The following is a 22498-nucleotide window of genomic DNA, read 5'->3' on the forward strand; positions in this document are numbered from 1 at the left end:
CGTTTTGGCCTCAGTTACCGCAGACCTCGTTTATGGAAACTATGGTTGCCCAGTATTCGGAGGGGCTGCCTTTTCTTGAAATTGACGCTGTTAAAGAACAATACATTATAAAAAGAAAGTTGCAGGATGAATTAAATACTTTTTACGAAAAATACTCTGAAAACCCCTCTGTTGCCATCTCTGAGAATAATGCTGCCGGTTTTCACAAGATGATTGGATTATTAAAAACGAAAGAGCGGTTTAACACTTTGAAAGGGCATGTGACAGGCCCCCTTACTTTTACTCTGGGAATAAAAGACGAGGAGGGGAGGTTTCTGTTCTTTGACGAGGAGTTAAGAGAAATAGCCCTTATGTTGCTTGTTGGGAAAGTCAAGTGGCAGGTGGATATCTTAAAAGAGTTTGCGGATAATGTGGTAATATTTATAGATGAGCCTATTTTTGCGGCAATAGGCAGCAGCGCATATCTCGGTGTTTCAACCGAGGAGGCAGGCAGGCTTATAACAGAAATTGTAACCGGTGTTCAGTCGGCTGGTGCAATAGCCGGTATTCACACCTGCGGCAAGTGCGACTGGGATATTGTCTTTGACGCAAAGCCTGATATTGTTAATTTTGACTCTTATGCCTTCTTTGACACTATTGCAATGTATCACGAAAGAATTAAGAAATATCTTTCCGATGGCGGCACTCTAGCGTGGGGCATGGTACCCACTACAAACTTTATCAACTACGAGGATGAAAGCAGCATAATCAAGAAATTTGACGAGAGATTAAACTCTCTGTCTAAACATGTGGATAGAGACCTGGTGTTGTCACACCTGATGCTTACTCCCTCATGCGGCACCGGCGCTCTGACTGTCCCTGAAGCTGAAAAGGTTTTTAGGCTGCTTAAGGCATTAAAGGGGCATCTTGTTGAAACTTATGGAAACTAATGGCAGGCGTGTTTATATCATTTGAGGGCACTGACGGCTCCGGTAAATCAACGCAGGTTAAGTTGGTTGCTGAGGCTTTGAGGAAAGTAAGCGGTTTGGATGTTGTGGAAACGTTTGAGCCCGGAGGAACAGAAATCGGTATGAGAATAAGGGAAATCCTCCTTAATCCAAAAACCGTCAACATGTCGCCAATTACAGAGCTGATGCTCTTTTACGCAGCACGCGCTCAGCACGTGGCAGAGGTGATACAACCGGCTTTACGGCGCGGTGCTTACGTTATTACGGATAGATTCATCGATTCCACCTTTGCCTACCAGTCCTATGGGCGCGGTATAAACCCGGAACTCATTAAGCAGCTTGATGCACTTATACTAAAGGGATTTAAACCCGACCTTACAATTGTTATAGACCTTGACGTTTCTATAGGGCTAAACAGAAAGAAGGCAGCATCAAAAGCGGACAGACTTGAAATGGAGGAGTTATTGTTTCATGAAAGAGTACGGGAGGGGTTTTTGGATTTATCCAAAGCTGAACCGCTTAGAGTTAAAGTCCTTGACGGTGCTTTGCCTGTTGAAACACTCACCAAACGTATTGTTGAGACTATAAAGGAGAGGTGCAATTGCCTTTAGGGTATTTTATACCAAGTAGCAGTCTGAAGGATAACAAGGCGGCAAGGAGAAAGCGACGCAGGCGTACTTTTAGTACGTTGAGGAGCTTTTGACGATGCCAACGAAGTTAGTCGATAGAATGCCGCTTGGTCTTATAGGACATGAAAGAGCAGCATATATGCTTACCTCTATGCTAAGAAGCGGAAAGGTGGCGTCATCCTTTCTCTTTTACGGTCCTGCCGGTACAGGAAAAACATTTGCAGCTTTTGCGTTTTTAAAATCAATGAATTGTAAAGTCAAAGGGCCTGTGGATTTCTGCGGCACCTGCTCCTCGTGTGTTAATGTGGATAAACGTGTTCATCCTGACTTAAAAGTAACAGCCTTTGATGAAAGTATTATAAAGATTGAGGAAATAAGGGAAATAGAGAACTTCTTAGCTACAACCTCCATGCAATGGGCTCAGAAGTGCCTTATAGTGGAAAATGCCGATATGATGAATGAGGCATCGGCTAACGCTTTTCTAAAGACCCTTGAGGAACCGCCGGCAGGGTGCGTTATAGTGCTCATAACCTCAAAAGAGGAGGCACTGCCTGACACCATACGCTCAAGATGTCTGAAAATCCCCTTTTGTCCGCTAAACCCATCTGATATGCTAAAGGTTGCATCTGAGGCAGGTGAGCACCCTGATGAAATCCAGCTCAGACTCTCTCAGGGAGACATCGGGAAAGCCCTTGATGCCGGCATAGTGCCAAAAAGAAACAACGACTATTTGATTTTTTCTAAGATGTTTACCGGTGCCCAAAAACCAATTTCAAAACATGAAACGCTTAAGACCAGAGACGACATGCTTAAGTGGTTACAGTCTGCACTGGTTTTTCTCAGAGACATTTCCATTCTGAAATGCGATGTGAACTCCCCATACGTGGTTAACTCTGATATGAGAGAACAACTTGTTAAACTCACTGCCCAGGTAGATATAGGCAGTGTGCTGGACACTTTTCAAAGGCTTCTTGAGTTGTCTAATTACTTTGTACTGAATCTTAATGTTGGTGTTACCTTTAACTATGTCTATTCGGTTTTAGGTGCTTTATCAAAACAAAGCCAGGTTTATAAGGAGTTGATATAAAATGCCTGATGTGATAGGAATACGTTTTAAGAAATGTGGAAAGATTTATGACTACGAAGTGGATGCAATGCCAGTGTCAATAGGTGACCTGGTCGTAGTGGAGTCAAACTTCGGTCTAGCAATAGGAAGTGTGGTGACAGAGACAAAGAGTGTGGAAAATCCTCAAAAGGAACTTAAAAAAGTGCTAAGAAGCGCTACTGAGGAGGATTTAAGGGCAAAAGCCGACAATGACAGCATAGAGAAAGAGGCAAGAGAGTATTGCCAGCAACGAATTATTGCGCGTGAGCTTCCAATGAAACTTGTGCTTACGGAGTCAACTTTGGACAGAAAGCGGATAGTGTTTTATTTCACAGCAGATGGGCGAATTGATTTCAGAGAGCTGGTAAAAGACCTTGCCTCACGCTTTAGAACCCGGATAGAGATGCGCCAGATTGGGGTCAGGGATGAGACAAAAGTGATAGGAGGTCTTGGCATATGCGGCCGTGAGGTTTGCTGTAACTGTTTTCTTTCCAGTTTTGCCCCTATTTCCATACGGATGGCTAAGAGTCAGGATTTGGTGCTAAACCCTGGAAAGCTCTCCGGTCTATGTGGACGGTTGATGTGTTGTTTGGGTTTTGAGGTTGATAGCGGGGCAGAACCAACCGGAGACGTAATCGAGCTTCGGGATGATGGCACAACAGGAATAACAGCAGTGATTGACGGGAAAAGTCTTTCTACAGAGACCATCGAAGACGCCTCGATACTTGCCTTTTTAGAAAAAAAAATAAAAACAGAAAAACCGCCGCATAAATATAATAAAGGCAACCAGCAGGAGGTTGATGCACAGCAGCAGGCGCCAGAACAAACATCACCCTCCAACAAAGAAGCGGCACAGCCTGCTATGGAACAAAAACCTGCTGCAGGCAGAGATCAGGAACAAAAGCGCTTTGACCCTAACAAAAGAAGATTTCATAAAAAGGTTCCATACTCAAAACCTGTAGGCACAGACACCGCAGAGACAGCCTCTTCACAAGAAGGGGCAGCAGTAACTCCAGCTCAGAGCAACGGACAGCAGGATAATGCGGAGAGAAAAAAGAAATTTCACTTTAAAAAACACAAGAAAATACCGCCAAAACCTGAATGATTATAAATTGGAGATAAACTCTTATGCCAGATAGATTTTACATAACAACTCCTATCTACTATGTAAACGACATCCCGCACATTGGGCATGCCTATACCACAGTGGCAGCCGATATTGCGGCAAGATTCCACCGCATGGCGGGAGCCGATGTGTTTTTCCTGACAGGTACAGACGAACATGGCCAGAAAGTGCTTCAGGCGGCAGAACTACGCGGTGTCTCTCCCAAAGACCACACAGACATGATGTGCAAAAATTTTAAAAAACTCTGGACGGCTCTGGATATTACTAATGATGCTTTTATAAGGACAACCGACAAAGAGCACTCAGATACAGTCAGGGAGATGCTGCAGAGACTTTACGACTGCGGTGAAATAGTTAAGCGCACATATGAGGGCTCATATTGCACACACGATGAGCGGTTTTGGACAGATAAGGAAGTGATAGACGGCAACTGCCCGGACTGCTTAAGACCAGTTGAAACAATAAAAGAAGACAATTACTTTTTCTTAATGTCTAAATATCAGGACAGTCTGATAGAGCATATAAACAAAAATTCCGGCTTCATAAGGCCTGAGTCGAGAAAAAATGAGGTGCTGGGCTTTTTGAGATCTAATCCTCTTGGGGATTTGTGTATCTCAAGGCCAAAAAAGAGGCTTTCGTGGGGCATTCCGTTACCATTTGACGAAACTTACGTAACGTATGTGTGGTTTGATGCCCTGCTGAACTACTATTCAGCCGCCGGTTATTTAGCTAAGGAGCATAATCAAACCTACTGGTGGCCTGCTGATTGCCATATCGTAGGGAAAGACATCGTTACAACTCATGCCGTTTATTGGCCTGCCATGCTAATGGCATTAAAACTTCCACTGCCTGAGATGATTTTTGCTCACGGTTGGTGGACAATTGACGGCAAGAAAATGTCCAAGTCTGTCGGTAACGTGGTTGATCCGCTTGCGGTCACAGAAACTTACGGCGTGGATGCTTTCAGGTATTTTTTAATGCGGGAGGTAACGTTTGGCCTTGACGGCGATTATTCTGAAAGCGCACTAATAAAGAGATTTGACACCGAGTTGGCAAACGATCTCGGAAATCTGGTTAACAGGTCATTTGCCATGCTGAGTAAATATTTTAATGGGATAGTTCCTGAGACTAGTGAATTTGATATTGAGCTAAAAGACCTTGCCGAGGGAATTTCAGAGCGTTTGAAAGAGCACTTAAAAGTGCTTTCATTTAATAAGGCCCTCGATGCGGTTTGGGAGCTGGTCTCCTTTTTAAATAAATACATTGACTCAAACAAGCCTTGGGTGCTTGCCAAAGACACTAGCTCAGCACAAAAGCTTGCTGTTGTAATGTACTCACTGGTTGAGGGAATACGGTTTATATCTGTGTATTTGTACCCGTTTATGCCAAAATTTGGAGAGCGTCTTTACAGCCACATAACCGGAGAGCCGCTTGGTTCGGAAAGAAATATTAATGAAAAATTGAAATGGGGAACGCTTAAAGCCGGGTCGCTGGTAACGACTATAGAGCAACTGTTCCCCAAAATAGAAAACGAAAGGAAAGGGAAAGTGGAAGATACGAACATAGAGGTTTCGGAAAAAACAGATGATCTTATAAGCATAGATGATTTTGCAAAGGTTAAACTAAAAGTCGGAAAGATTTTATCAGCAGAGCCTGTACCAAAATCCAATAAACTGATAAAACTGAGTGTGGATACCGGTGAGATACGGCAGGTGGTGGCAGGGATTGGCAAGCATTACAAAGCCGAGGAGTTAGTAGGAAAAACCGTCATAGTCGTAGCCAATCTAAAGCCAGCAAAGCTCATGGGTGTGGAATCTCATGGGATGGTTCTTGCCGCCTCAGAAGGCGATACTCTGAGACTAGTAACCCCGGATGGTGAACTGCCCGCTGGGTCAGTTGTAAAATAAGGTATGATAGTAAAATGGACATCAAAGTCATGTAAAATAAAAGACAGAGAGTTTATCGTTGCCATCCTCGACGTTTGAAAACTGGCTGGAGGGTCGTTATATAAGTCAACTAAGGCAACTTGTAGCAGCATCAAGAAATCCCTCCTCACTCGTTCCAGGATTGGCAAACATGTGCGTTATTCCGTTTGCCAATAACTGCTCTGGTTAAAAATCAAGCTGTTACGGAATACTAAAGATGAGCAATATTTATGTCAATGATATTTCCTTGATAACACGTGTATTTATATAGATTCCTGGCAAAAATCGTTTTTATATGTGTAACATATACCACAATTACGTTTATGGCATTGATTTTTGCTGCAAACTCTTTTTTGTTGCAAAATATGTAATAATATCAGAAGCACATTATGAATAACGATTTGAAAACAGGAAACAACATAAGTCAAATACAGCAGGTGTTGATATATACCATGGTGTTAAACCTGACGGTATCAGCCTTTAAAATAATCTTCGGCATGATGACTCATTCGGTGTCTATATATTCGGATGGATTTCATTCGGTTTTTGACGGTCTTTCAAATGTGGTAGGATTAGTTGGTCTGCGATTTGCCTACAACCCGCCTGACAGTGAACACCCTTATGGCCACAAGAAAGTGGAGATTCTTCTTACTGTTGTAATATCGCTTATGATGTTTTTTGCGTGTTTTGAGATTTTTAAAGATGTTTATGGAGCGCTCACTGGGAAAATGCCACAGTTAAAGATTTCGTTTGAGACTTTTATCGTAATGGGTGCCACCCTTGCTGTAAATGTATTTGTCTGCATATATGAAAAAAGGATGGGACAAAAACTTAACAGTGATTTTCTGGTAGCCGACTCGGCACACACTAAAAGCGACATATATGTGACCTGTGGTGTATTAGTTGGCCTTGTTTTGTCAAAACTGGGATTGCGCCATGTTGACCCTGTGGTAGGTGCCGTGGTTGGTTTGATGGTAGCGTGGTCTGGGCTGGAAATTCTGAGGTCAACGATAAGTGTGCTTATTGATGCTAATCAAATTGACACAAAGCTGTTGTCTGAAATTTCCTGTAAGATTGAAAGTGTTGTCGGCTGCCACAAGATTAGGACCCGCGGGGCAAGAGGCAACGTGTTTGTTGACTTACATATAGTCGTTGAACCCGATCTAACTGTGGCAGAAGGACATGAAATCGCACATAAGGTTGTTAACGCTATAAAAAATGAAATGGATGGCGTTGCAGATGTTGTTGTTCACGTTGAACCCGCTAAAAAAACTTGACAAACGGTTAAAAGGTATCGTAAACTTTTCTTATGGTTGTTTCAGTTGATATAGTGAGAATAAATATAACAGGGCTATGCCGACTATGTGAGTTTCTGCGGCCCGAACAAGGAGTGCTATCAGTGTAGGTAATTAAAGAATACTGTTAAATAGATAGTTAGTTAATGAAGGGCTGCGGCATATATATAAAACCGCAGCTCTTTTTTTGTTTTGTATTAATTTTTTATAAGGAGGTAAAGAGTTGAAGAATATGCCTGCAGAAAAATACCGTCCATATAAGGCGGTTAATTTAACTGAGCGTATGTGGCCGTCACAGTTACTGGAAAAAGCGCCTGTTTGGTGTGCCGTTGATCTTAGGGATGGCAATCAGGCATTGCCATCCCCTATGGAAATACAAGCAAAACTTGCCATGTTTAAGCTGCTTACAGAGATTGGGTTTAAAGAAATAGAGGTAAGTTTTCCATCAGCCTCAAGGGTTGATTTTGAGTTTACCCGCTATTTGATTGAAAATAACCTGATTCCGGATGACGTAACTATTCAGGTAATTACACAGGCTCGTGAACACCTGATTAAGAAAACCTTTGAGGCTATAGAGGGAGCAAAGCGGGTGATAGTGCATCTTTACAATTCCACATCTGAGTTGCAACGCAGAGTGGTTTTTAAAAAGAGCCGTAGTGAGATTATTGCTCTGGCTACAGAAGGGGTAAAATGTATAAAAAATGAGTCCTTAAAGTACAGAGATACGGAATTTGTGTTTGAGTACTCACCGGAGAGTTTCACCGCTACGGAGCCTGAGTTTGCCCTTGAAATCTGTATGGAGGTTATGAATGTCTGGCAGCCGGATATTGCAAAAAAAATGATAATAAACTTACCATCTACAGTTGAAGGGTCATCTCCTAACGTCTATGCCGATACGATTGAGTGGTTCATTAAAAACATGGGGACTGCTAACGCTCAAAAATCCATAATAAGCGTTCATACCCATAACGACAGAGGAACGGCTGTTGCTGCAACAGAGCTTGCACTGTTGGCAGGCGCAGAGAGGGTAGAGGGCACACTGTTTGGTAATGGAGAGCGCACAGGAAACGTGGATATTATCACTGTTGCACTTAATATGTTTACACAAGGCGTTAATCCGCATCTTGACATAGGTGACATTAACCATATCGTTAAGACGTATGAGCACTGTACCGGCATGAACGTACACAGCCGTCATCCGTATGCAGGCGGACTGGTCTTCACAGCATTTTCCGGCTCCCATCAGGATGCTATAAATAAAGGGATGAAGGCTTTAAAAGAAAGTAATTCAACCTTTTGGGAGGTACCATACATTCCCATAGACCCCTCTGACATTGGGAAAACTTATGAATCAATCATAAGAATAAACAGCCAGTCCGGTAAGGGAGGCATAGCCTACATTATGGAGGAGTTTGGATTTAAGATTCCAAAAGAGATGCAGCCGGAGTTTGCAGCGATTATCCAAAAAATATCAGAAGAGACCGGAAAAGAAATCAATGCTGACACTGTTTGGGATAGTTTTGAAAAGCACTACCTTAACCTGAAATCTCCGTTTGAGCTTATAAAATGTAATATAACGGAGTCACAGAAGGAGGACAAAGGTTCTATAGCGTTTCCGTCAGCAGTGGATGCTTGTGTTAAGATTAACAGCAAGCAGGTACATATCTCAGGACAGGGTAATGGTCCTGTAGATGCCTTCTGTAACGCTATAAGAGAGGAGACATCAACAGTGTTTAATCTCATTGGCTATCACGAACATGCGTTGGAAAGAGGTTCAACCTCACGTGCGGCTGCTTACATTCAGCTTGAAAATGACAAAGGGCAGAAGGCCTTTGGCGCAGGTGTTGATACCAATATCAGCATAGCATCAATTAAGGCTATCATCAGTTGTCTTAACAAGCTGGAATAATACAAAAGGGTAGGGGGGATGAAAGAACTCTCCTTAAGAGTTTCCACCCTCGTGCCCTGTTCTTTGACTCTTTGACAATGTTTCATTTTGAAATAGTTTTTTGATGGGGCAATTCGGCGTCTTGACAAAAGTTGTAATCTTTGTTTAAACTTTTTGAACAAAGGCGGTGTAAAGAAAAACTAACACCAAGTGTTAAGGGTGGTTTATGGCAGATGTAGCAGAGATGAAAAGCGTGCTTGTAGTAGATGACAATTCAGAGGTGAGGGAATTGATGGAGGAGATACTTACCGGCTCAGGGTTTAGTGTTTCTGTGGCTTCAAATGGGCAGACTGCCATTGAATTAGCACGTGACTACGATTATGATGTCGTGGTTTTGGATATGGTGATGCCAAAGATGAGGGGACAGTATGTTCTTTCAGAGTTGAAACGCAACAAACCTTTTTTGAAAGTAATAGTTATAACTGGTTTTGCCACAATAGAAAATGCCGTTGAAGCCATAAAGTGCGGCGCAAGCGATTATGTTACAAAGCCATTCAATGTCGAATCTTTTTTAACTGTAATTCGCCGTGTGATAGAGGAGTCCTCCTTTGAAAAAGAAGTAGGTGAACTTGAAATGGACAAGATACTGATGTCTCTGTCAAATCCCATAAGGCGCAATGCGATTAAAGTTCTATACCGGAAAAAAGCAGCCCGCTTTATGGAACTTAACAGAGAACTCTCACTGTATGACCACACAAAACTGGTGTTCCATCTTAAAATTCTTAAAGAAGCTAATATAATTTCCCAGGATGTAAACAAAGCCTATCTTCTTACTGATGCTGGCCAGAAAGTATATCAAAGCCTCCTTATTCTTGAAAAATATCTCGTATCATTTGAAACGCCACAATTTATGTGAAGCATACTCCACAACATGTCACTTTTTTAGAATAAGATTTATCTTGTTTTGAACCCTTTCCTTGTATTATCCTAATTATAAGGCAATATCATAATTAAGTTTAGAGGAGATTATAAGGAAAAATGGGAGCAGCTTCTAAAAAAAAACCTACCCTAAAAAAGCGCCTATGTACCTTTGTAATGGAATCAGTGTCGGAGCGACCTCCATGTTCCGATATTTGTGCCATAAACCGGCTGCTCCCATCCCACCATATAGCCCAAAGTAATAATACCGGTCTGTCTTATTTACACAGGGGGTAAGACAGGCTGGTGTTATGCTGGGCAACTCTCATACTACCTAAATAAGTGTCAAAACAGTAAATTAGCAACTAAATAAACCACAATCAACTCATATCAGGATTTTTAAATTTATCTGCGGTTAAAACTCTTTTTTGATGGTTATGATTAGAAAAACGACAGGATTTTTAAGGAAATGGCAGTGCCATTTCCCTAAAAATCCTTTATAGTTTATCTTTCCTTTACTATCTTATATGAATAGTGGTGCTAAAACGAGTGTGATAGTGGAAAGGAGTTTAATCAATACGTGAAGTGAGGGGCCAGCGGTATCTTTAAAAGGATCACCAACAGTATCACCGGCAACAGCGGCCTTGTGGGTCAAAGAACCCTTACCGCCCATGTTTCCGGCTTCGATGAATTTCTTAGCATTATCCCAGGCACCGCCCGCATTATTGAAAAACGTTGCCATAAGAATTCCGGCAATTGTTCCAACCATAATAAGAGCGGCTACTGCCTCTGCGCCCTTTCCAACCTGCTTAAATACCAATCCAACAATAATCGGGCTAAGGGTTGCAACAAGACCAGGTAAAATCATCTGCTTAAGTGCGCCCTTTGTTACGATGTCAACACAACGGCCGTAATCAGGTTTCTCGGTGCCTTTCAAAATACCAGGCTTTTCCCTGAACTGGTCTCTTACGTCTTGAATAACGTAATAAGCTGCTGTGCCTACTGCTTTAACGGCAAGAGCTGAGAATATAAACACAAGGGCTGCGCCAAGAAGCGCTCCAACAAACACTACTGGTTCAGCCAAATCCACTGACTTTATTTCATGTCCATAGTTAGTAACCTCATCAAGGTATGCTCTGAAGAGCAAGAATGCAGCAAGGGCTGCTGAGCCGATAGCATAACCCTTTGTGAGCGCCTTTGTGGTGTTACCGGCTGCGTCAAGCTTGTCTGTTCTGTTTCTTACGTCCTCCGGCTGGTCGCTCATTTCTATAATACCACCGGCATTGTCAGATATAGGACCAAAGGTATCCATAGCTAAAACATAAGCGGCTGGTCCAAGCATTCCCATCGTAGCAACTGCAGTCCCAAAAATTCCAGCATTTGGGAACCCGGAATGTAGCCCAAGGTAGTAGGCTATCAACAGGGAGGCTGAAATAGCAATAGCCGTAGGCGCTGTACATTCAAGTCCTATTGCCACACCAGTTATGATATTGGTAGCAGGACCGGTCTGGCTTGACTCGGCTATGGAGCGAACCGGCCTGAACCTGAACTCAGTGTAGTACTCAGTTATATATATAAAGACAACTGAGGTCAGCACACCGACAACTCCGGCAAAAAAGAGGTATATCCATGCGTTGGGGTACTCAGGAAGGTAAAAGAGAAGTCTGCTTGCCACACCAAGACCTATGATGGCCAGAAATACGGTCACATAGTAACCCCTGTTAAGGCCTGCCATAGGTTCCTCGTCTTCTCTGATTTTAACAAACAAAACGCCCACTATTGACGCTATTATGCCGAAAGCTCTGGCCAGCAGCGGAAACATCATAACGCCGATAATCCAAAGCGGGTCTACGCCCGGTATGCCTTTTGCCATAACGGCAGCCAAAATCATAGCTCCGATGTTTTCAGCGGCAGTGGACTCAAAGAGGTCGGCGCCACGGCCTGCACAGTCGCCTACGTTGTCACCAACGAGGTCTGCAATAACGGCAGGGTTTCTCGGATCATCCTCAGGAATTCCAGCCTCTACCTTTCCAACAAGGTCTGCTCCAACATCGGCAGCCTTAGTGTAAATACCACCGCCCAACTGGGCAAATAAAGCCACAAACGAGGCACCAAAACCATATCCTACTATCATAAAGGGGATTTTAGTGGCCTCCACATTTGCAAATGATTTAACCAGCACATAAAGTCCCGTAACACCGAGCAGGCTCATGCAAACCACCATAAGGCCTGATACAGCGCCGCCTCTGAGGGCAATCTGAAGAGCATCGTTTACACTGGTGCGTGCTGCCGCAGCAGTTCTGATGTTACTCCTTATACTGACCCACATGCCAATGAATCCGGCAAACAATGAACATATCGCCCCGAAGACAAAGGATAAGGTTATCCATATGGCCAGCTCAACACTTGATGACACAGGGTCAAAACTCTGATGTTGTCTTACAGCCCCGTAGCCTATAAATAAAACTACAGCAAACACCAATGCAAGTATTATTATCGTTTGATACTGCCTTTTTAAAAAAGCATTTGCACCCTCTCTTATGGCATCCGATATAGCCCTCATGTTATCCGTGCCGTCATCTTTTGCTAAAACCCATTTGGCGAACATGAAAGCTACGACAATGCCAATGATGCTGATACCGAATATCAGCGCCAGCAAGACATTTTCCATAACTCCTTAATCTCCTTGACGTTTTTTTATATATATTTGCCACACAATGTGCGGCCTATTCTAACCGGTTTTACCTGCCAGCAACAACAAAGCCGCCGCTATACACTGACCATTTGTTTGCCCCGGGATGGCTATCCACATATAACTATATCATAACCCCTTGTACTGCCGACACACCGACAGGTCAACCGGAATGTGGTTAAAAACCATAATCTGGGATTATATACCTTTTAAGGATTATTGTCAAGTTTTTTTAATGAATACCCTGCTGGTTTTGTAATCGGTAAAAAAGGGGTGATCGTCCCACCATGATTTCATCTTCATTTCATAGAGAAAATAAGCAAATTGCTCAGGATAGTGTTTCACATATCTGCTCACCACAGCCAGGTACTTATCCAGAAGGGTTTCAGATGTGTCATTTTCTGAAACATCTATAGGAGGTTCTACAACCATCTTTGCTATGCCATCTCTGAGGTCAATGAGAAACACAGGCAACAGCGCAGTACCTGTTTTAATGGCAAGTTTGAAGGGGGATATATTAAAGTTAACGGTGCGTCCCAGAAATGATGCTTGTACCCACTTTCTGCCTCCTCGACCGGTTGCAGGAAACAGTACGAACTCATTTCTTTGCAAAGCAAGTATGATATCTCTCATAGACATGTTTCTTAAACCGTTTTTATCTCCAACTGGGATGCTTGCGTTTATGAAATTCACAGGCATAAGTTTTTCCACGGCCTGAAATTTGGCCTCATTAGCATACCAGAAAAACCCTTTTCTGCCCACAGTTGGAGGGTCCCCCTGAATGGCTACCTGGTTAACCCGATAGCCTCTGTATCCAAGTGCCGGCATAGACATCATATATGGTCCAAAATGAGAATTCAATAAAAGTGCTCCCCTGTTTCCTCTGAGAGCGTTATCAAGATGCTCTGCCCCCTCAATTGCAACATAGTCGTCAACATTACTGCTGTTGATTTTTTGTAAATAACAGAGTTTTGCCCATGAGTTCAGTTGGGTTTGAAATACAACATGCAACGTCTCCCGCATATTACAAGTTTCATCTATCAAGCCTGATTTAAAAAGCTCCTCAAGTGTGACAAGCTTACGCTGTCTGTTTGACGCCATTTGTAAGCGCGCTAAAAGCGACATCACTGCATTGATAAACGCAACCGGAAGCTCTGAAAAAACTAATCTCAAATACCTCCAGTAAAGCCACTTTAAAAAAGCGACAGGGTTCAAAAAGCCTTTTATTGTTTGAAGATATGCCATCGTCGTATATTTTATAACAAAACCTGCAATTTAATGCAAATATTTTATAGAAAAAAATCAACTACAATAACCTTGGAAAGGGATTGACACCTTTTAACAAGTAGATATAGCATATATAGCAGAGGAGCAGCAAGAATTAAATCTGAAATTTAGCCGGATATAGTTTTTTAGAAATAAAACAGTTGGCCACTAAGGAGGATAATGTAATGAACAGAATTAAGATACTTTTGTACATTATTGTATTAGCTGCAATTGTTTATATGCCGGAATCTGCTTTGTCTGAAATGACAGAGCCCCCACCTCCACAAGTAAGAGGCACAGTGGATATTGATTCAATGATAAAACAGGTAAAGGCCTCGCCCACGGATCAGTCAAATATGAAGCAACGTATGGACACTCTTACCCTTTGGGCACAAAGCATGATGACAAAGGGAGTCAGCGTTGACAGTGTGCTTCCACAGCAAAAGGGCAGGGGACTTGAATCACTTTCGCAAGAAAATCCCTCTGAGGCTTGTAAGATGATTGATGCCATATATGCCGATGTAGAGAAATTTATCGGCGGCAGCGGAGACACTACCAAATCTGTATCAGCGCAGAGTCCTCCCCCCAATGCCCCCGCAAAAGACGATATTTCTAACCTGCTAATACAGAGTAAGACACAGAGCACCACGGCTGAAAACCTCAACGCACGTATTGCTGTCCTGAGCCTCTGGGCACAGTCTATGGTGGCACGCGGTGTTAACATAGATAGTGTGTTTTCAAAGGAGAAATCACACCGGCTTGATGATTTACGCAAAAGCAGCCCTGCCGATGCCGCAGCACTTCTTGATACCATACTAAAAGAGCTTGACAAATTCTTAAGCTCACACCCTGAGCAAACTACCGGTTCAGTCAAAAGCCCCATGGGAAATCCCACATCTATGATGTTACAGGATGAGATAGATAAGATAAGAAAAGAGGTCAAAACATCACAAACGAATTCATCCAATGTAAAAACACGTGCTATAGCCCTAAAATCATGGGCAGAATCACTTTCCGGGAAAAACAAGTATGCCGACAAGATATACACAATAGAGACCGGTTTGTTTATCATGGTGCAGCAAAGAGAAAACCCTGAGAAAGCCTACGGTCTTGTGGATAAGACATTTGCCGATTTGGAGCGGGCAGTGGATCCCAAAACTGACTGGAATGCAGTAAAAGCTGAAAAACACGCACCGCAAGCAAAAAAATTCGTGCCTGCAGTATTGTCTGTCAATGCCGCTGAGGCCAGAGTGTCAGAGAGCGTGCCCCGGTATGCAACAGGCGCTCTTGTCACAAACTTTTCTACGGCATTTGACTCCGAAACGGTACGGGTCGTAAATGGTAAGATTAATCTAAGCGTCGGCTCAGTGCCTGTAATTGTTGAAACATCGGCAAATGCCGGAGCAACCTGTACGGCAACAGCAAATGGTTCACCGTTTGGGATTTTGGATGTAGAGGAGAGGCTTGACAGGTTAAATTCGGATTTTTATGCAGGGAAATTTGCTAGTGATGTTGGTTATAAGTGGATGCGTTTTTTGGGGCCTCCCTCTGCCCAGTATATGATATACCTGAGGGGCGGCATGAACTTACAAGCCGGCGAGGCCTACTTAACACAATTAAACACTCTCTATGAAAACGCAATGAATCGCGGTGTCAGTGTACTCGTTACAATTAATCCCAGCACCGGCGATGCCAGACCGCCGCAGAAGGCAGGCGTGTTTACACAGGCTGACGTCTCAGGTTATTCTGAGTTTCTGAGAGCCCTTATCCGTAAGCTTCCAAAGGTCAAACACTTTACGATGGAGACCGAGGTTGACGCCTCATGGAAACCAGCCGACTATGCCCTTGCACTTGCCACTACAAAGAAAGTCTTTAATCAGCAATGCCCTGACTGCAAGCTTTACACCGGAGGGTACATAAACCCTGAAGGCACTTTCTTTGAAGAGGTGTTTGACAATCTTAAAAAACTAAACGCTAAAAACTCCTTTGATGCCTTTGGACTTTGGCACGCTTTTGACATGTTTCTTGGCGTAAAACGTGGCGGTATTGATAAGTTTGAACTCATAAAAACTCAATACAAAAAAAGCAGGGAATTGCTTAACCGTTACGGATATGCCAATATGCCAGTATTTTTGGGTGAGACAAGCTATCCATGCGATACCCATAATCCATTTACAAAGGGTTATTCGGAGACTAACCAGGCGGCAAATCTCGTTAAAACCTACGCTACAGTGATTAGCCTCGGAGCTTTCAGGGTTTTTTGGTCTAATATTCACGACTACCATTTTTATGCGGGAGGCTACAGCATTTTTGACTTCTCAGGCCTTATCAATAACCCGGAAAACGACGGGTTATCCTCAAAGAAGTTAGCCTACTACTCATATAAAAACCTTGCTCAGAAGCTCAGTTGTTTTGAGGCGGCAAAAACATCTGAGGTCAACGCAGGCCCTGGTGTGACTGCGTACAGGTTTGAAAAAGGTGGAAAGGAGCTTTATATTGTATGGGCAAACAATGCCGATTAACCCTAAACCTGAGTGCTGAGACATGTATGAATTCATAAAAATTAGATTACGTTTCTCAGACGAAAAGACTTTTTTGGAGACATTTTTACTTCTTTATGCCTTCGTATCAGCTGTGTTTTTTCTGTTTACTCCTTACGCGCTCATTCCTGTAATATTGATTCCTGTACTGTTTTTAACGATACTTAAGCCTGAGATATTTCTTGCCCTTACGTTTCTAACCGTTTATATTCAGCACACGGCGCTTAAATTCATGTTTGCCGCAGGGGACATAATGGAGTATCCCGTTTACCTGATTTTTTTATTTTTAACACTAATTTCATGGGTATTAAAAAAGGCCATAAACAAAGAGACAAAGAGACAGACCACTCCGCTTGATGCACCTCTTTTGATTATTTTTTTGGTTGAAACGTTAACTTTGTTATGGACACCAAATCTGGAGCTTGGGCTGCACTTCTTTGCCATGTTTACCTGTAATGCCATCACATTTTATCTTATTACGGCTATTGTTAATGATGAGAAATCCCTAAGAAATGCAGTTATCACAATTGCTGTTTCCACATTCATAATTATAATTTCCGTGGTGGTTTCAAAGTACTATGCTAAAAGAATAGATATGACTTTGGCTAAGGGTATAACCCTTGGTTTTTTTGGAATCGAGCAGGTGGACAAAAGACCTATGGGACTTGCCGGAGGGCCGCCATCTTCTGAGCTTATTGTAATGGTCATAATGGTCTTTGCTCCGATTGGTTTCAGGTACAAGGGGTTTAAACACAATTTATTTTTTATTGCAACCCTGTCAGCGTTCTATGCAATAGGCATTATGGCTGTTCGTTCAGCTTTGGCATCAGCTGTCATAGGCATTACTTTGCTTATCTACCTTCACCCAAATACCAGGAAAAAGTTTATTTTTAATGCCCTGAAATATATAGTAAGCATCGGGCTTGTAGTGGTGTTTTTGACCCCTGGGTTTATAGATAGAATTCTAATGGGCTTTGGCTATACGGAAAAACTCTGGTTTACTCCGACCAAAACCCCTGCAAGTACCGAATTTCTTAGTTCAAGCACACAGGGCGTTGCAGGGGTTAATACCCGTTGGCTGATATGGAAATCCGGGTTTAAACACTTTATGGAAAATCCATATACAGTTTTAATAGGGATTGGAATGAGCGGTTTTGTTTATATCTCTAAGTACACTGCTACCGAGACCCACGGTTTAGTGCTCTCTTTCCTGTTTGACATGGGACTGGCAGGCATTGTGCTATTTCTGTATCTTTTGTGGAAAATCGTGTACTCTATGAAAGAAATATATAAGCGAATGGACGGCTCACTCACCGCCGATATTGCACTGGGCTCTGTTGTTTCCGTCATTGCGGTTTTGGGAATAAACGAGACTGTATGGGGTGATCTGACCTCAGTCTCATCAAGATACAGTTGGTTTGTGTTATCTTTCCTTGCAGCTTCCTATAACGTTTTGAAAAACAAACATGTAGCCCAAACCGTTAACTAAAATAACCAAAGGATATGTTAACAGCAGTTTCTCACCGCAAGCGCAGATAATCCACTCACTTTCAGACTACCTGCGGCTACTGTGCAAAGTTATATTTTTTGAGTAAGTCGAGTAATTTGTTCTTGTCAATTGGTTTTACAAGATAATCCGTACATCCCCATTCAAAAGCCTCGTCTTTTTCCTCCTGAATATCATACGCGGTGGTCATGATGATTTTAACTCTGTTGTCATCCTCAATGCCAGCCTTTTTCTCAATTTCCCTGATATCCTTAAGTGCCTGCTGGCCATCCATCTCAGGCATCATGATATCCATGCAGATGAGATCATAAGGATGCTCTTCTTTCCATGCGTGAACAAAAGCCTCTATCGCCTCATGCCCGTTTATCGCAACATCGCAGTCCCCGTATCGTGACATTATCCTTTGTAAAAGAGTTCTGCTTCTGAACTCATCCTCTACCACTAAGGCTTTCATATGATCCCTCCATTCTTATTGGATTTGTCTTTGCAGTTGTACCGTAAACATGGCACCCGCTTCTGTATTACTGGCATACAATTTGCCATTCATGTAGTTTTCTATTATCAGTTTAGACATGTATAAACCAATTCCTATACCGTCAGTTTTTGTCGTAAAGTAGGGCTCAAAAATCCTGTCCCGTATAAGGTCAGAAATTCCCTCTCCATTGTCTTTGATACTTACGCGTACTGAATCTTTAGTCTCACTAAACTCTATTATAATTTCACCATCCTCTCCATGTACATAGCTGCTGCTTAGCCGCTTTGAAAAAATCGAATCTTTGGCATTATTTAGAATACTGAGGATTACTTGCTTAAACTCACCGGGGTACCCCACTGTCACATACGAATCTGGTTTAAAAATGCTCCCGTCAGATTTCCGGATTATTATATTTATCTGGTTATTCTCAAGTTGGCTTTTCACAAGAGCAACTACATTGTCCAGTGCCTCTTTAATATCAAACACTATTTTAGTGTCCGAGGGCTTACAAAAATTACTGAAATCGGATATTGTTTTGGACATCAGGTTAAGCTGCTCCATGGTGTCACTGGACATTTTCTTTACATACTCGTCGTCAATTTCGCCAAACGTTGAGGCTTCATCAAGGTCCTGAATTAACAGGCCTATAATGTTTAACGGCTGTCTCCAGTGGTGGGCAATATTAAACATCATCTCGCCCATCGCCGCAAGTTTAGACTGCTGGATTAACATATGCTCTCTGTGCCGGCCTTTTTCCACTTCATCCTTAACCTTTAGCTCAAGGGATTTGTTTAACTCCTCTAACTGCCTCGATTTTTCCCTGAGTGCTTTTTCCATCCTGTGCTTATACACAGCCATCTCTATGGCATATCTCAACTCAGTCCTTTCAAACGGTTTAACCAGATAACCAAACGGCGCTGAACCCTTTGCCCTTTGAAACGTTCGTTCGTCAGTGTGGGAGGTCAGATACACTACCGGAATGTCATAGAGCTCTCTTAAACTTTCCGCAGTCTCTATACCGTCCATTTTACCGTGCAGGAGAATGTCCATAAGAACAACATCAGGTCTTTCATCCGCTGCCCTTTTTAGTGCCTCCTCGCCGGACAGAACCACACTTGTCACGGTAAGCCCGATGTCCTCAAGCACGTTTTGAAGATTAGTTGCTATTATCCACTCATCCTCAACTATCATCACCCTGGTTTCGGACAGTTCGTTCAGCTTATTAATATTCATATCCATACGGAATACAACGATTATAACACAAAAGTGTAACTATTGTGTCAATGTTATCAAGCAGCCTCAGTGCCTGATACCAATCGCTTTCAAAAACAAAATTAAGTTACAGAAAAAAGAGGAGATTGCGACGCTGCGCTCGCAATGACGGCGTGGGGCAGTTCGTGAACATCCTTATCGTCATTACGAGGAGCGTAGCGACGTGGTAATCTCCTCTTTAATAATTACTTTGACGTTTGCTTTCGAAGTTAGGCGAATGAATGCTGTCTGGTACAGGAAAATCATGCAATGGTTTTTATGTCGGTACAATTAAGCTCTATTGTAAAGCTTGCACCTGTGTTTTTATTTTCGGCGTATATTCTGCCACTTATGTTGTTTTCAATAATCACCTTTGCCATGTATAATCCTATACCTGTGCCCTGGCTTTTAAATTTCGTGGTAAAATAAGGTTCAAAAATCCTGTGCCTTATATCATCCGGGATTCCTTTGCCGTTGTCGCTTATTCTGACAATTGCCTTACCGTCTGCCCTGGCAAAATCTATGTCTATAATTCCATTATAAGGTGTTTCCAAACCATTTTTGCCCCTTTCCTTAATAGAGTCTGAAGCGTTGTTTATTAGTATGATTATAACCTGCTTGAACTCGTTCCTGTATAAATCAGCAAAAAGCCCGCTGTCTGAATAAGTGTGCGAGCTGTCTGATGAGACACCACTAAATTCACGGTTAAAATTACACAATATTGCGTTATGTTTAAGCTGTAGGGAAACAATGGATAATGCCTCCTCTGTGACCTCTATAATATTACATTGTTCCCTTTCTTTATCTGGTTTGAAAAAGTCCCTGAAATCGTCTATAGTCCTCGACATATATGATAGTTGCTCGTTTGATTGTTTAATGTTATCGCTAAGGTAGTCTTTATTGAGTTCACCGTATTCGTATGAGTCCTGCAAGTCTAAGGATAATGCTCTTAGGTTGTTTAGCGGCTGACGCCATTGATGGGCTATTGAGCTTAACATCTCTCCCATAGACGAAAGCCTGGATTGATAAATCAGGAGTTTCTCCTGTTCCCGCTGTTTATTTATCTCAGTATTTACCCTCTCATCAAGAGTCTTGTTTAATTCCATTACTGCCTCCTCGCTCTTAATCCGTAGTGTTATTTCGTCCTGCAGGGTGGAAACCGTTGTTTTTAGTTCAGCTGTCCGGGTTTGTACCAGTTCGCCCATTTCGTTAAATGCCTGTGCCAGTTCGAATATTTCATCCCTTAGGTGTAAGTGTGTAACTTCTATGCGGCCTGTGGCACTATAGTTTCTGACAGTGTCTGTCAGTTTTTTTATAGGCATGGTTATTGTCCTTACGACAAGGTATGCCGCCAATAATCCAATGATTAAAAATATCACACCCAGGGCAATACTTTTATACATCAACTCATGCTGCTCAGTTTTCAACTCATCTTTCCATATACGTATGTGAACATAGCCTATGACGGCATCGGTTTTGGTTGGTACAAAGTCAGTTAATACCTCAATGTCCCCGGCAGGATTATTGTAACTTGAATAAACAGGAGCCCAAAACTCGAAATCGTTGCCGGTTTCTAAATAATACGACGTCATATTGTTTTGTATTTTTTTACTTTCCCCTGTAAATTTATGTTCGTCATTATTAAATTGAGGCATCCTGGATTTATCAATATTTACAAACTTTTTTAAAATCAGCTTTCCTTTAGCATTATAAATTGAGACAAAAGAGACGTTCTTACGCTTTGTTACTGCCTCTATGGAGTTATCCAGGAGTTTCTCACTTTCCGAAAAAACCCCTAATCTGCAGTTGTAGGCAAGAAGCTCTATAAGCAATGTTCCCTCACGTATTATCTTTTCCTTTAACAAGTCCAGTTGATTATAAATAAAGAAGGTAAAAAGAGTTGTGCATAAAAAAACGATAAAAATCGTAGAGAGGACAAATATCCTAACGCTTAATTTTTCTCGATAAAGTTTAGTAAAGGATGCCATTAGTTCTTTTTTGTTAAGTCAATCTTTATAATATCCTTGCTTTTAAAGTTTTCGGCAATAGTAACTTTCATTTTGGAGGTAACGATTTTATTTATGGTGACAGTGGCGTATTGCGACTGGTTTATAAGATTATCCGGATGAGACCCTCCGCTTATCATTGAACTGGCTAACTCTCCGCTCTGGGTGCCCATGTCGTCAGGTTTAGTCATAATAGAAAGACATGCCCCCATATCAAGGTGTTTGTCCGTAAAGGAAAACACAGGAACCTTGTAATTAATTGAATAAAGCATAATGTGCTCGATAATTGCCGGCGAAGCCATTAACACATCCGGAATAAGCCATAGGGCATCAATATTTCCATCCATATTGTCAACTACAGTTACCAGGTCTTTGCTGTCATGGAATTTACCCTCTGTTACGGTTATTCCTAACGAGGCGGCCTTGTTTAGGATATGGTTTATTGCAGGAGGGCCAACGGAATTGCCAGTGTGATATACAATACCAAGCCGCTTGACAGAGGTAAATATCGAGGCGATAGTGCTAAGCTGTTTCTCGTAAGGTATGTCCATAGTTATACCGATAAAGTTTTTCTTGTCGTTTATCAGAGGTTTAGGGTCATGCACCATCGTGTAGATTACCGGCAGGTCGTTTATACCGCTCAGATATTGGAGAGCCTTAGAACCTATGGCAAAAACAAGCCTCGGTCTGGAGTTATATATCTCGTTAAGGGTTGTGTCCCCGTACATGTCAGCGGGGATGATCTTTTTGACGTTACAATTACAGGTACGCTCAAATCCTGAAATGACATCCTCGTATATTTTATAGGCGCTGCTTTCTACGATGACGACGTCGTATCTGTCTGCGCACCGCCCGGTGTCCACAGACAGAAGTGTGAATAACATGGTTATTATCGCAATAGCCATATATGCCGGTGTATTTACGTAAC

16 protein-coding genes are annotated in these 22498 nt (G+C 42.3%); 10 read left to right on the top strand and 6 right to left on the bottom strand.

All coding sequences use genetic code 11. The features are described 5' to 3' along the window. The first annotated feature begins 32 nt into the window (after positions 1 to 32). The 8 genes from HQK88_07760 (at position 33) to HQK88_07795 (ending at position 9831) form a co-directional block, all read left to right on the top strand. On the top strand, positions 33 to 929 hold the full coding sequence (locus HQK88_07760) for a hypothetical protein (GenBank protein ID MBF0616699.1): 897 nt from the start codon (positions 33 to 35) through the stop codon (positions 927 to 929). Next, the gene (locus tag HQK88_07765; protein ID MBF0616700.1) at positions 929 to 1558 is read left to right on the top strand and encodes a dTMP kinase; all 630 of its coding nucleotides are present in this window, start codon (positions 929 to 931) and stop codon (positions 1556 to 1558) included. Before HQK88_07760 ends, HQK88_07765 begins: the two co-directional genes overlap by 1 nt. 94 nt (positions 1559 to 1652) lie before the next feature. Beyond that, the gene (locus HQK88_07770) at positions 1653 to 2663 is read left to right on the top strand and encodes an AAA family ATPase (protein ID MBF0616701.1); all 1011 of its coding nucleotides are present in this window, start codon (positions 1653 to 1655) and stop codon (positions 2661 to 2663) included. A 1-nt stretch (position 2664) separates the two neighbouring features. Further along, positions 2665 to 3786: a stage 0 sporulation protein gene (locus HQK88_07775; protein ID MBF0616702.1), complete on the top strand. Its 1122-nt coding sequence runs from the start codon at positions 2665 to 2667 to the stop codon at positions 3784 to 3786. A gap of 23 nt (positions 3787 to 3809) precedes the next feature. After that, on the top strand, positions 3810 to 5714 hold the full coding sequence (gene metG, locus HQK88_07780) for a methionine--tRNA ligase (GenBank protein MBF0616703.1): 1905 nt from the start codon (positions 3810 to 3812) through the stop codon (positions 5712 to 5714). A 407-nt stretch (positions 5715 to 6121) separates the two neighbouring features. After that, positions 6122 to 7009, top strand: a complete 888-nt coding sequence (locus HQK88_07785) for a cation transporter (GenBank protein MBF0616704.1) — start codon at positions 6122 to 6124, stop codon at positions 7007 to 7009. A 250-nt stretch (positions 7010 to 7259) separates the two neighbouring features. Then, the gene (leuA, locus tag HQK88_07790; protein ID MBF0616705.1) at positions 7260 to 8936 is read left to right on the top strand and encodes a 2-isopropylmalate synthase; all 1677 of its coding nucleotides are present in this window, start codon (positions 7260 to 7262) and stop codon (positions 8934 to 8936) included. A 205-nt stretch (positions 8937 to 9141) separates the two neighbouring features. After that, positions 9142 to 9831 (top strand): response regulator, encoded by a 690-nt coding sequence (locus tag HQK88_07795; protein MBF0616706.1) that lies wholly within the window; start codon positions 9142 to 9144, stop codon positions 9829 to 9831. Positions 9832 to 10356: 525 nt separating this feature from the next. Here HQK88_07795 and HQK88_07800 read toward each other — a convergent pair. After that, a complete protein-coding gene (locus HQK88_07800) occupies positions 10357 to 12504 on the bottom strand; it encodes a sodium-translocating pyrophosphatase (protein MBF0616707.1) in 2148 nt (715 codons plus the stop codon). A gap of 243 nt (positions 12505 to 12747) precedes the next feature. Further along, on the bottom strand, positions 12748 to 13770 hold the full coding sequence (locus HQK88_07805; GenBank protein MBF0616708.1) for a lysophospholipid acyltransferase family protein: 1023 nt from the start codon (positions 13768 to 13770) through the stop codon (positions 12748 to 12750). A 206-nt stretch (positions 13771 to 13976) separates the two neighbouring features. Here HQK88_07805 and HQK88_07810 point away from each other — a divergent pair, with 206 nt between their 5' ends. Beyond that, positions 13977 to 16313: a hypothetical protein gene (locus HQK88_07810; protein ID MBF0616709.1), complete on the top strand. Its 2337-nt coding sequence runs from the start codon at positions 13977 to 13979 to the stop codon at positions 16311 to 16313. A gap of 22 nt (positions 16314 to 16335) precedes the next feature. After that, positions 16336 to 17820, top strand: a complete 1485-nt coding sequence (locus HQK88_07815) for an O-antigen ligase family protein (protein MBF0616710.1) — start codon at positions 16336 to 16338, stop codon at positions 17818 to 17820. A gap of 76 nt (positions 17821 to 17896) precedes the next feature. Here the strand turns inward: HQK88_07815 and HQK88_07820 are convergent, their stop codons facing one another. From HQK88_07820 to HQK88_07835, 4 genes are all read right to left on the bottom strand, one after another. Then, positions 17897 to 18292, bottom strand: a complete 396-nt coding sequence (locus tag HQK88_07820) for a response regulator (protein ID MBF0616711.1) — start codon at positions 18290 to 18292, stop codon at positions 17897 to 17899. A gap of 15 nt (positions 18293 to 18307) precedes the next feature. After that, positions 18308 to 19546 (bottom strand): response regulator, encoded by a 1239-nt coding sequence (locus HQK88_07825; GenBank protein MBF0616712.1) that lies wholly within the window; start codon positions 19544 to 19546, stop codon positions 18308 to 18310. A gap of 281 nt (positions 19547 to 19827) precedes the next feature. Then, a complete protein-coding gene (locus tag HQK88_07830) occupies positions 19828 to 21396 on the bottom strand; it encodes a HAMP domain-containing protein (GenBank protein MBF0616713.1) in 1569 nt (522 codons plus the stop codon). A 155-nt stretch (positions 21397 to 21551) separates the two neighbouring features. Further along, positions 21552 to 22475 (bottom strand): hypothetical protein, encoded by a 924-nt coding sequence (locus tag HQK88_07835; protein MBF0616714.1) that lies wholly within the window; start codon positions 22473 to 22475, stop codon positions 21552 to 21554. Positions 22476 to 22498 lie beyond the last annotated feature (23 nt).

The sequence above is a fragment of the Nitrospirota bacterium genome (assembly GCA_015233895.1).
Classification (GTDB): Bacteria; Nitrospirota; Thermodesulfovibrionia; order Thermodesulfovibrionales; family Magnetobacteriaceae; genus Magnetomonas.

Coding starts and splice junctions, on each gene's coding strand:
- HQK88_07825 (MBF0616712.1), bottom strand. CDS start 19,546: ATGAATATTAATAAGCTGAACGAACTGTCCGAAACCAGGGTGATGATA.
- HQK88_07805 (MBF0616708.1), bottom strand. CDS start 13,770: ATGGCATATCTTCAAACAATAAAAGGCTTTTTGAACCCTGTCGCTTTT.
- HQK88_07775 (MBF0616702.1), top strand. CDS start 2,665: ATGCCTGATGTGATAGGAATACGTTTTAAGAAATGTGGAAAGATTTAT.
- metG (MBF0616703.1), top strand. CDS start 3,810: ATGCCAGATAGATTTTACATAACAACTCCTATCTACTATGTAAACGAC.
- HQK88_07770 (MBF0616701.1), top strand. CDS start 1,653: ATGCCAACGAAGTTAGTCGATAGAATGCCGCTTGGTCTTATAGGACAT.
- HQK88_07800 (MBF0616707.1), bottom strand. CDS start 12,504: ATGGAAAATGTCTTGCTGGCGCTGATATTCGGTATCAGCATCATTGGC.
- HQK88_07795 (MBF0616706.1), top strand. CDS start 9,142: ATGGCAGATGTAGCAGAGATGAAAAGCGTGCTTGTAGTAGATGACAAT.
- HQK88_07835 (MBF0616714.1), bottom strand. CDS start 22,475: ATGGCTATTGCGATAATAACCATGTTATTCACACTTCTGTCTGTGGAC.
- HQK88_07820 (MBF0616711.1), bottom strand. CDS start 18,292: ATGAAAGCCTTAGTGGTAGAGGATGAGTTCAGAAGCAGAACTCTTTTA.
- HQK88_07815 (MBF0616710.1), top strand. CDS start 16,336: ATGTATGAATTCATAAAAATTAGATTACGTTTCTCAGACGAAAAGACT.
- leuA (MBF0616705.1), top strand. CDS start 7,260: ATGCCTGCAGAAAAATACCGTCCATATAAGGCGGTTAATTTAACTGAG.
- HQK88_07765 (MBF0616700.1), top strand. CDS start 929: ATGGCAGGCGTGTTTATATCATTTGAGGGCACTGACGGCTCCGGTAAA.
- HQK88_07785 (MBF0616704.1), top strand. CDS start 6,122: ATGAATAACGATTTGAAAACAGGAAACAACATAAGTCAAATACAGCAG.
- HQK88_07810 (MBF0616709.1), top strand. CDS start 13,977: ATGAACAGAATTAAGATACTTTTGTACATTATTGTATTAGCTGCAATT.
- HQK88_07760 (MBF0616699.1), top strand. CDS start 33: ATGGAAACTATGGTTGCCCAGTATTCGGAGGGGCTGCCTTTTCTTGAA.